Annotated in this window: 9 protein-coding genes and 1 tRNA gene; 6 read left to right on the top strand and 4 right to left on the bottom strand. The window is 63.2% G+C overall.

Annotated elements, in window-relative coordinates; translation table 11 throughout:
- Positions 1-165 precede the first annotated feature (165 nt).
- Together tusA and pdxB are read left to right on the top strand one after the other, a co-directional pair.
- Positions 166-408 (top strand): sulfurtransferase TusA, encoded by a 243-nt coding sequence (gene tusA / locus QYE47_RS21690; RefSeq protein WP_003248727.1) that lies wholly within the window; start codon positions 166-168, stop codon positions 406-408.
- 60 nt (positions 409-468) lie between these two features.
- Positions 469-1,611, top strand: coding sequence for a 4-phosphoerythronate dehydrogenase PdxB (gene pdxB, locus QYE47_RS21685; protein ID WP_014591797.1), 1,143 nt, complete (start codon positions 469-471; stop codon positions 1,609-1,611).
- 114 nt (positions 1,612-1,725) lie between these two features.
- On the opposite strand, the gene QYE47_RS21680 is transcribed toward pdxB, so the two are convergent.
- Entirely contained in the window at positions 1,726-1,899 is a 174-nt protein-coding gene (locus tag QYE47_RS21680) for a PA1571 family protein (RefSeq protein WP_014591796.1), read from the bottom strand.
- 210 nt (positions 1,900-2,109) lie between these two features.
- Here QYE47_RS21680 and QYE47_RS21675 point away from each other — a divergent pair, with 210 nt between their 5' ends.
- Positions 2,110-3,873: an ABC transporter transmembrane domain-containing protein gene (locus QYE47_RS21675; protein ID WP_070384158.1), complete on the top strand. Its 1,764-nt coding sequence runs from the start codon at positions 2,110-2,112 to the stop codon at positions 3,871-3,873.
- 171 nt (positions 3,874-4,044) lie between these two features.
- Positions 4,045-5,661 carry a methyl-accepting chemotaxis protein gene (locus QYE47_RS21670; RefSeq protein WP_014591794.1) on the top strand — a complete coding sequence of 539 codons (1,617 nt, stop codon included), beginning with the start codon at positions 4,045-4,047 and terminating at the stop codon, positions 5,659-5,661.
- 107 nt (positions 5,662-5,768) lie between these two features.
- On the opposite strand, the gene QYE47_RS21665 is transcribed toward QYE47_RS21670, so the two are convergent.
- Both QYE47_RS21665 and QYE47_RS21660 read right to left on the bottom strand, forming a co-directional pair.
- Positions 5,769-5,845, bottom strand: a tRNA-Pro gene (locus QYE47_RS21665).
- Between the two features lie 80 nt (positions 5,846-5,925).
- Positions 5,926-6,147 (bottom strand): YgdI/YgdR family lipoprotein, encoded by a 222-nt coding sequence (locus QYE47_RS21660; protein ID WP_003248738.1) that lies wholly within the window; start codon positions 6,145-6,147, stop codon positions 5,926-5,928.
- 187 nt (positions 6,148-6,334) lie between these two features.
- Between QYE47_RS21660 and moaB the strand changes: the two genes are divergently transcribed.
- Together moaB and glp are read left to right on the top strand one after the other, a co-directional pair.
- On the top strand, positions 6,335-6,874 hold the full coding sequence (gene moaB / locus QYE47_RS21655; protein WP_014591793.1) for a molybdenum cofactor biosynthesis protein B: 540 nt from the start codon (positions 6,335-6,337) through the stop codon (positions 6,872-6,874).
- Positions 6,858-8,084: a gephyrin-like molybdotransferase Glp gene (gene glp, locus QYE47_RS21650; RefSeq protein WP_019437642.1), complete on the top strand. Its 1,227-nt coding sequence runs from the start codon at positions 6,858-6,860 to the stop codon at positions 8,082-8,084. The genes moaB and glp overlap by 17 nt, the downstream gene beginning before the upstream one ends.
- Here the strand turns inward: glp and QYE47_RS21645 are convergent.
- Positions 8,073-9,320 carry a glycosyltransferase family 4 protein gene (locus QYE47_RS21645; protein ID WP_019437643.1) on the bottom strand — a complete coding sequence of 416 codons (1,248 nt, stop codon included), beginning with the start codon at positions 9,318-9,320 and terminating at the stop codon, positions 8,073-8,075. The genes glp and QYE47_RS21645 overlap by 12 nt on opposite strands.
- Positions 9,321-9,385: the final 65 nt, after the last annotated feature.

Genomic DNA, 9,385 nt, shown 5'->3' with positions numbered 1-9,385 from the left:
CGCAAGGCCTGCGTTCGGCCTCCTGAAGTCGCGAAGATCAAGATCAAGATCAAGATCAAGATCAAGATCAAGATCAAGATCAAGATCAAGAGCGCTGGGTTTGAAAGCCGTGCTTGGACCGCGTCGCGCTATGCGCGACAATAGCGATCATTTTCGGAGCCCCCCATGACCGATTTCACCCCCGACGCCATCCTCGATGCCACCGGCCTGAACTGCCCGGAACCCGTGATGATGCTGCACCAGCACGTACGCAACCTGGCCGCTGGCGGCCTGCTCAAGGTCATCGCCACCGACCCGTCGACCCGCCGCGACATCCCCAAGTTCTGCAACTTCCTCGGCCACGAGCTGCTGCAGCAGCAAGAGGACGCCGGCACTTTCCTGTACTGGATCCGCAAGAAAGCCGACTGAATCGCTCTGGAACACGCCCGGCGTTGCGCCTACACTGCGCTCCCCAGACAGGAGAGCGCCATGCTGATAGTTGCCGACGAGAACATCCCGCTGCTCGATGCCTTCTTCCAGGGTTTCGGTGAAATTCGCCGCTACCCTGGCCGAAGCCTCGATGCTGCCAGCGTCAAGGATGCCGATATCCTGCTGGTGCGCTCCGTGACCAAGGTCGACCGTCAGCTGCTCGAAGGCAGCCGTGTACGCTTTGTCGGCACTTGCACCATCGGCACTGATCACCTGGACCTGGATTACTTTGCAGAAGCTGGCATCCGCTGGAGCAGCGCACCTGGCTGCAATGCCCGCGGCGTGGTCGATTACGTGCTGGGCAGCCTGCTGACCCTGGCCGAACTGGATGGCGTGGCATTGCCTGAACGCGTGTATGGCGTAGTGGGCGCGGGTGAAGTGGGTGGCCGCCTCGTGCGGGTGCTGCATGGCCTGGGCTGGAAGGTGCTGGTGTGCGACCCGTTGCGTCAGGCCGCCGAGGGCGGCGACTACGTCAGCCTCGAAACCATCCTGCAGCAGTGCGATGTGATCAGCTTGCATACCCCGTTGCAACGCGGCGGCCAGCACCCGACCTGGCACCTGCTGGGGCAGGCGCAGCTGGCACAGTTGCGCCCGGGCGCCTGGCTGTTAAACGCCAGCCGTGGCCCGGTAGTGGACAACGTGGCCCTGCGCGAGCTGCTGCTGGACCGTGAAGACGTGCACGCGGTGCTGGATGTGTGGGAAGGGGAGCCGCAGGTCGACCTGACGTTGGCCGACCTGTGCACCCTCGCTACGCCGCACATTGCCGGCTATAGCCTCGATGGCCGCCAACGTGGCACGGCGCAGATCTACCAAGCGCTTTGCCGCTTCCTCGGTGTGAACGAGCAGGTGCGACTGGCCGAGCTGCTGCCCAAACCACCGCTGGCGCAGATCGAGCTGGATGCCAGCACCGACCTGTCATGGGCCATGGCCACCCTGTGTCGCGCCGTGTATGACCCGCGCCGTGATGATGCCGATTTCCGCCGTAGCCTGAGCGATGATCCGCAGCAACAGCGAGCGGCGTTCGACCAGTTGCGCAAGCAATACCCACCTAGGCGCGAGATCGAGGGGCTGGCAGTGCGCTTGCACGGGGAGGCGCCGCAGTTGGCACAGTTGGTCAGTGCCTTGGGTGGGGTGTTGGTCTAAGCAAGCCTTGTCTTGATCTTGCAGGTAGGTGCGGTTGCCCGTTGGGGCGGCCAAGCCCACTGGCTGGGCAGATAAAAACCCGGCGCAAGCGCCGGGTTGCAAAGAATTCGCCGATCAACCTTTGCGTACGCGCTCGACACGGCTTTCTTCCAGGGCCTTGCAGGCCTGCTGGATCATCTGCTCGGTGATCGGCACTTCGCGCCCCTTGGCGTCGATGATCGAACCGCATACTTGCTGTTGCGGGGAGGTCTGGGGCTTCTGGTTATCACTGCCATGCTGCAAGCTCATGCACTGTCTCCTCTTCAGGTTCAAGCTCAGGGTAGCCCTGCGCCGTGACTGGCCTGTGACAGCTTCCGGGTCACGGCAGCAACAGTCCAGCAGAAACCCTGTGAAAGCTCCATAAGCTGTTTAGATCGATGCGTTATAGCAACCTTCATGCAGTCTCCCGACCGGGATGAGTGGTAGGCTGCCGCTTCCCCACCTTTTGTGGTCGTCGTCATGCCCGAATCGGTTTCCCCGCGCCAACGCCGCGCCTTGCGCCTGGCTTGGCAGTTCGTTCGCCCTTATCGCCGCCAGGTGCTGCTGGCATTGCTGGCGCTGGTGGTCACCGCTGCCATCACCCTGTCGATGGGCCAAGGTATCCGCCTGCTGGTGGATCAAGGCTTCATGACCCGCTCCGCGCACCAGCTCAATCAAACCATCGGGCTGTTCCTGCTGCTGGTGCTGGCGCTGGCGGTGGGTACCTTCAGCCGTTTCTATCTGGTGTCGTGGATTGGCGAGCGTTGTGTGGCCGATATCCGTCGTGCCGTCTTCAATCACCTGATCGGCCTGCACCCAGGTTTTTTCGAGGACAACCGCAGCTCCGAGATCCAGTCTCGGCTGACTGCGGACACCACCTTGCTGCAATCAGTGATCGGTTCATCGCTGTCGATGTTCCTGCGCAATGCGCTGATGGTCATTGGCGGTGTGGTATTGCTGTTCATCACCAACCCCAAGCTCACCAGCATCGTGGTGGTAACGCTGCCGCTGGTGTTGGCACCGATCCTGTTGTTCGGCCGTCGTGTGCGCAGCCTGTCGCGGCAGAGCCAGGACAGGGTCGCCGATGTGGGCAGCTACGTGGCTGAGACGCTGGGGCAGATCAAGACCGTGCAGGCCTACAACCACCAGGCGCACGACCGCGAACTGTTCGCCGATACGGTCGAAGCAGCGTTTACTGTTGCCCGCAAGCGGATTACACAGCGTGCCTGGCTGATTACCCTGGTGATCGTACTGGTGTTGGGGGCGGTGGGGGTGATGCTGTGGGTCGGCGGCATGGATGTGATCGCCGGGCGTATATCCGCAGGCGAGCTGGCTGCATTCGTGTTCTACAGTCTGATCGTCGGCAGCGCCTTCGGTACCCTCAGTGAGGTGATCGGCGAACTGCAACGGGCCGCGGGTGCCGCTGAGCGCATTGCCGAACTGTTGGCAGCGCGAAGTGCCATCCTGCCGCCCGCCGTGGCGCAGCTGCTGCCACAGCAGCGGGCCAGCGGGCGAATCGAACTGCAGCAGGTGGTGTTCGCTTACCCCTCACGGCCCACGGTGGCAGCTGTCGACGGCCTGAGCCTGACCATCGAGCCCGGGCAGACCGTCGCCCTGGTTGGCCCTTCCGGGGCAGGCAAGTCGACCCTGTTCGATTTGTTGCTGCGCTTTTACGACCCACAGCAAGGGCGCATCCTGCTCGATGGCCAGCCGGTTACCGAATTTGATCCCGACCAGCTACGCCGGCAGTTCGCTTTGGTGGCACAAAACCCCTCGCTGTTCCGTGGCACAGTGGAGGCCAACATTCGTTATGGCCGGCCCGAGGCGACCTTGGCCGAAGTCGAGGCAGCAGCCCGCGGCGCCCATGCCGACGAATTCATCCGGCAACTGCCCCAAGGCTACCAGACACAACTGGGGGAGGGCGGCATCGGCCTTTCTGGCGGGCAACGCCAGCGCCTGGCGATTGCCCGGGCCTTGCTGGTCGATGCGCCGATCCTGTTGCTCGACGAAGCCACCAGTGCCCTTGATGCACAAAGCGAATACTTGATCCAGCAAGCGCTACCCAGCCTGATGGCCGGCCGTACCACGCTGGTGATCGCCCATCGCCTGGCCACGGTGCAGCATGCCGAGCGCATCGCGGTCATCGACCAAGGCCGGCTGGTGGCGGTCGGCACCCACCGTCAGTTGATCGAGGACAGCCCGCTGTATGCGCGGCTGGCAGCGCTGCAGTTCACCACGGCCTAGCGTGTCGTGGCTTTGTAACATTTCTGTAGTAATTGCCTGAGAAGATTTGCCTCAACTGTTGCGTAAGTGCTCGACCTGGCTGCCATTGCGTGATGGCAGCTTTTTTTTGGCCTGCCAGTAATGAGGCTGTACAGCGGCCTCAGCCTACTCCCTCTGGTTCCGAGACCCTCGATGTTGCGTAAATCCCTCAGAGTGCAAATTCTCTCGCTGCTCGGCGGCAGTGTGCTGGCGATGCTGCTGATCGCCCTGGTGTGTTTCCAGTTCCTGTCGTCCAGCGTGCGTGGCTACGCCGAGCTGGTCGACGGGCCGCTGCGGGCCTCGCAATTGATTGACGAAGCCAACCTGCAGTTCAAGATCCAGGTGCAGGAATGGAAGAACGTGCTGCTGCGCGGGCGCCAGCCTGCGGAGATGGACAAGTACTGGCAGCAGTTCCAGGCCCGCGAACAGCAAGTACAGCAACTGCTCGGGCAATTGATCGACAACAGCGATGCCAGGCTCAAGGTGTCGCTGCAGCAATTGCGCGACAGCCACCGCCAGTTGGGCCAGGCCTATGCGCAAGGCCGCCAGGCCTTCCTTGCGGCAGGCGGCGACCCGGTAGCGGGCGACCGGGCGGTCAAAGGCGTGGATCGTGCCGCCAGTGAGCAGATGAGCGAACTGGTCGAGCAACTGCGCGCCGATGCTCGCCAGCGTGCAGCCAGTATCAATGCCAGTGCCGAGCGCACGGTATGGTTGGGCCTGGTGGTGATGCTGGCTTCTGCGGGGCTGGTGGGGCTGCTCAGCCTGTGGCTGGTCAACCGAAGCTTGATCGAGCCGATCCGCCAGTTGATCGAGTACGTCGCGCAGCTCAGCCAGGGCTGCTTTGCTGCCCGGGTCGACAGCCGTCGGGAGGATGAGCTGGGGCGCCTGGCGCGAGCGGCCAACACCCTGCGTGACTTCCTTGCCGATACCGTCGGCCGGCTGCAGGACAACGCTCAGGAGCTGGAAGGTGCCAGCGGCCAGTTGCGCAGTATTGCCGGTGACATGGCCCGCGGTACTCATGACCAGTTCCAGCGTACCGACCAGGTGGCCACGGCCATGCACGAAATGTCCGCCACTGCCCAAGAGGTCGCTCGCCACGCCGCCGAGGCTGCCCGCGCGGCCGATGACGCCGACCACAGCGCCCAGGCCGGCGAGCAGGTGATGCAGCAGACCATCGACATCATCGGGCTGGTCAACCGCGAAATCGCCGGCACGGCAACGGTAATTCGCGATCTGGAGCATGACAGCACACGGATAGGCAAAGTGCTGGAAGTGATCCGCGGCATTGCTGAACAGACCAACCTGCTGGCGCTTAACGCGGCCATCGAAGCAGCCCGCGCTGGCGAAGCCGGGCGTGGTTTTGCGGTGGTCGCCGATGAAGTGCGTAGCCTGGCCCAGCGCACGGCAGCGTCGATTGCAGAAATTCACCAGATCATCGAGGCGGTACAGTCGGGGGCTGTGGAGGCGGTCAAGGCCATCGAAAGTGGCCAGCAACGTAGCCGGGAAGGGGCTGAGCAGGTCGAGCAGGCCGGCCAGATGCTGCAACGTATCACCCAGGCGGTGGAGGCGATCCGCGACATGAACCGGCAGATCGCCACAGCGGCCGAGGAGCAGACCAGTGTGGCCGAAGATATCTCGCGCAACCTGATCGAAATCACCAGAATTGCCACGGCCAACCAGGAAGCGGTGCAGCATACCGAGCAGGCGGGGCAGCGCCTGCATGGTTTGTCAGGGCAGTTGGGCGAAGTCACCTCCCGCCTGAGTGCCTGACTGGATCTGCAGGGGTTGCAGGTGCCCATATAGGCTGAAACCGCGCACTGACGTATTTTTCGCACACAACAAAAAGCCCGCACATGGCGGGCTTTCTGACAAGGATTTGGTCGGAGAGACAGGATTCGAACCTGCGGCCTTCTCGTCCCGAACGAGACGCGCTACCTGGCTGCGCTACACTCCGATGAACAAAATCCTACTGCATCCCGTTTTTGCTCGCAAGCCCTTGTTGTTTAAAGGGCCATAGCCTGAACGGGGCCTTGATCAGAGCTCTTTGACGGTGCGGATCTGGTCCTTGTTCAGGCGTGTGCGCTTGCCGTCGAGTTGCTCGAATTCATAGAAGCCAGAGTCTTCGTCGTAGGACGGTTTGTCGGTTGCCTGGATCTCCCGGCCATCGTTCAGGGTAATGACGGTTGGGGTCGAGCAGCCAGCAAGGGCGCCCAAACCCAAGGCAAGCAGGAAGGCGGGTAGGGTCCGTTTGATCATCGTGTTTCTCCAAGTGCGATGGTGCTAGATGACATTTATGACGCAGGACGTTAGTGCAAGTTCACTCCAAGTGCAGCATAGCGACTAATTTGTCCCCTTGACCCAAGGCAAGGCTTAGGGGGGCAACGCTGGAAAAGGTGCGCTGTGATATAACTGCGTCCATCTCATCCTGTTGTGACGGACACCCATGAAAGCCAAGGCAGATACCCCCTTCGTGGCGCTAAGCATCGCCGTACTCACGGTCAGCGACACCCGTACCTTCGACACCGACACCTCTGGCCAGATGTTCGTCGACCGCCTGAGCGCCGCCGGTCACCGCCTTGCCGAGCGCGTGCTGCTCAAGGATGACCTGTACAAGATCCGGGCCCAGGTCGCCACATGGATCGCCGATGACAACGTGCAAGTGGTGCTGATTACGGGCGGTACCGGGTTTACTGGTCGCGACAGCACCCCAGAGGCGGTGGCGTGCCTGCTGGACAAGCAAGTAGACGGCTTTGGTGAGCTGTTCCGGCAGATTTCCGTGGCCGACATTGGCACCTCCACCGTGCAGTCGCGTGCCTTGGCCGGGCTGGCAAACGGCACACTGGTGTGCTGCCTGCCGGGCTCCACCAACGCTGTGCGTACCGGTTGGGATGGCATCCTGGCCGAGCAGCTCGATGCCCGTCATCGCCCTTGCAACTTCGTGGCGCACCTGAAGCAGGCAGCGGCCTGTGACAGCCGTGGCTGAGGTCAGCCAGGCCCGGCCGCTGATGCCGGTGGAACAGGCGCTGGAGCAACTGCTGGCGCTGGCCGAAGCTGCACCGATCCGCGAGACCGAAAACCTGCCGCTGGCCGAAGCCGAGGGCCGCGTGCTGGCCACCGACCTGATGGCCTCGCTCGACCTGCCGCCCTGGCCGAACAGCGCCATGGACGGCTATGCCTTGCGCCTGGCTGACTGGCAGGGACAGCCGCTGCCGGTCAGCCAGCGTATTTTCGCCGGTCATGCGCCCCAGCCGCTGCAACCGGGTACCTGCGCGCGGATATTCACCGGTGCGCCTGTGCCGGAGGGAGCCGACTGCGTCGAGATGCAGGAAAACACCGAAGTACTCGAAGATGGCCGGGTGCGCTTTCTCGAAGTGTTGCGCGCCGAGCAGAACATACGCCCTCAAGGCCAGGAAACCCGCAAGGGCGAGCAGGTGATGAGCGCCGGCACCCGCCTTGGGCCGATCGAACTGGGCCTGGCGGCGACCTTGGGGCATGGCCGTCTGGACGTGGTGCGCAAGGTGAAAGTGGCGGTGCTGTCGACCGGCGACGAACTGGTCGAGCCAGGCCTGCCGCTTGGGCCCGGGCAGATCTACAACAGCAACCGCAGTCTGCTGATCAGCTGGTTGCAGCGGCTGGGTTGCGAAGTGGTCGATGCCGGCATCCTGCCGGATGACCTGGCGCGCACTCGCACCTGCCTGGCTGAACTGGGTGGTGTAGACCTGATTCTGTCCACCGGAGGTGTCTCGGTGGGCGAGGCCGACTACCTCGGTGCTGCCCTGCGCGAGGCCGGCGAACTGGCGTTGTGGAAGCTGGCGATCAAACCGGGCAAGCCGCTGACCTTCGGCCACTTCCAGGGCGTGCCGGTGATTGGCTTGCCGGGCAACCCCGCCTCGACCTTGGTCACCTTCGGTCTGCTGACCAGGCCCTACCTGCTGCGTCGTCAGGGTGTGATTGACGTTACGCCGTTGCGTTTCGACATGCCGGCTGGGTTTGACTGGCCCAAGCCGGGTACGCGCCGCGAATATCTGCGCGCGCGCATCGAGCAAGGCCGGGTGAGCATCTACAAGAACCAGAGCTCGGGTGTGCTGCGCAGCGCCGCCTGGGCGCAGGGGCTGGTGGAAGTGCGTGAGGGCAGCACGCCGAAGCAGGGCGACAACGTGCCATTCATCCCCTTCAGCGAGCTACTTGGCTGAGCGGCCCAGCCAGGCACTGGCCAGCGGCGCGGCCTCGGCCGGTGCCGCCTGAGTCAGGCGTATGTGCACAGTTTCCAGTTGTTGGGCAGCCACGCTCCAGTCGTGGCGCTGGCGGGCAAACTGGCGCCCGGCATCGCTCAACTGGCTCATGCGCCAGGGCTGATTGAGCAACTGGGTGATCAGCAATGCCAGTTGATCACCGTCGTCACTGCCCAGGTAGTGCTCGCCGTTATTCACGGTCAGGCCTGAAACGCCCTTTTCGGTGGTGATCACGGGTAAGCCTGCGGCCATCGCTTCGAGGATTTTCACCTTCGAGCCACCGGCATAGCGCAGGGGGGCAAAGAACAGTGCGGAACGTCGTTGCAGTTCACGCAGGTCGGGGCGGTAGCCGAACCATTCAATGCGTGGGTCGTTCCAGTGAAGCTTCCAGTTGGCCGGCATGGCATGCCCGGCGATCGCCAGACGCACCGCCGGGTTGCTCATCCACACCTTCGGCATGATGTCGTCCAGTGCCCACTCGATGGCCTCCAGATTGGCGCCATATTCGAAATTGCCGACGAACAACAAACGCTGGCTGTGCAGCGCAGGTTGCACCTGCTGGTAAAAATCACAGTCCACGCCGTTGACCACCACATTCACCGGGCGCCCGCTGATCTGCGCGATCAGCTCGGCATCGTGGGCGCTGACAGCCACCAGTTCGGTGGGCTGGCGCAGCACACGGTGTTCCCAGCGCCGGTAGCGCCAGCGGTCGAAGGCGTTGAGCGGGCGCAGCCACAGCGGCAGGCGATCGTGGCAGGCACCGCCCATTACCGACTCCAGGGTGTGCTCGCTAAGCATGTAGGGCAGCCTGCGAGCCTGCAGGGCTTTTTCGAACGGCTGGAAGCTGTAGCTGTGCTCGATCTGGATCACGTCCCAGGGTTCGTCCAGCAGTTGCTCGAACCGGTGCCGCAGGCAAGGCGCCAGGCCATTGATGATTGCCCGCATGGGGTAGTCGATGATGGGGGATGCCAGTAGGTTGAGTGGGCTGTGCAGCGGCCTGCGGGGTAGCACGATCAGGCGTTCGAGGAGTGGCTCGAGGGCCTCGCGTGCTGCATCGCTGAGAGGGATTTTCGACTGCACCAGCAGGGTGATCCGGTGACCGCGCTGGGCCAGCGCACGCAGCAGATGGTATTGCCGGGTCTTGTGGCCGCTGGTGGTCGGCCAAGGCAGGTAGGGCAGTGTCCAGAGAATGCGCATGACCCGAAGTCCTCAAGAAAGGCTGCAGATAGCAAAACGCGCCCGTTGGCAGCAGTGGGGGAGCC

Source organism: Pseudomonas sp. 2,4-D, assembly GCF_030418155.1.
GTDB lineage: Bacteria > Pseudomonadota > Gammaproteobacteria > Pseudomonadales > Pseudomonadaceae > Aquipseudomonas > Aquipseudomonas alloputida.
Note: the sequence above shows the minus strand (reverse complement) of the source record. Positions and strands in the feature narration are given on the sequence as shown.

What these genes read in the sequence shown, in the direction of transcription:
- tusA (WP_003248727.1), top strand. Translation starts at nt 166, where the DNA reads ATGACCGATTTCACCCCCGACGCCATCCTCGATGCCACCGGCCTGAAC.
- pdxB (WP_014591797.1), top strand. Translation starts at nt 469, where the DNA reads ATGCTGATAGTTGCCGACGAGAACATCCCGCTGCTCGATGCCTTCTTC.
- QYE47_RS21680 (WP_014591796.1), bottom strand. Translation starts at nt 1,899, where the DNA reads ATGAGCTTGCAGCATGGCAGTGATAACCAGAAGCCCCAGACCTCCCCG.
- QYE47_RS21675 (WP_070384158.1), top strand. Translation starts at nt 2,110, where the DNA reads ATGCCCGAATCGGTTTCCCCGCGCCAACGCCGCGCCTTGCGCCTGGCT.
- QYE47_RS21670 (WP_014591794.1), top strand. Translation starts at nt 4,045, where the DNA reads ATGTTGCGTAAATCCCTCAGAGTGCAAATTCTCTCGCTGCTCGGCGGC.
- QYE47_RS21660 (WP_003248738.1), bottom strand. Translation starts at nt 6,147, where the DNA reads ATGATCAAACGGACCCTACCCGCCTTCCTGCTTGCCTTGGGTTTGGGC.
- moaB (WP_014591793.1), top strand. Translation starts at nt 6,335, where the DNA reads ATGAAAGCCAAGGCAGATACCCCCTTCGTGGCGCTAAGCATCGCCGTA.
- QYE47_RS21645 (WP_019437643.1), bottom strand. Translation starts at nt 9,320, where the DNA reads ATGCGCATTCTCTGGACACTGCCCTACCTGCCTTGGCCGACCACCAGC.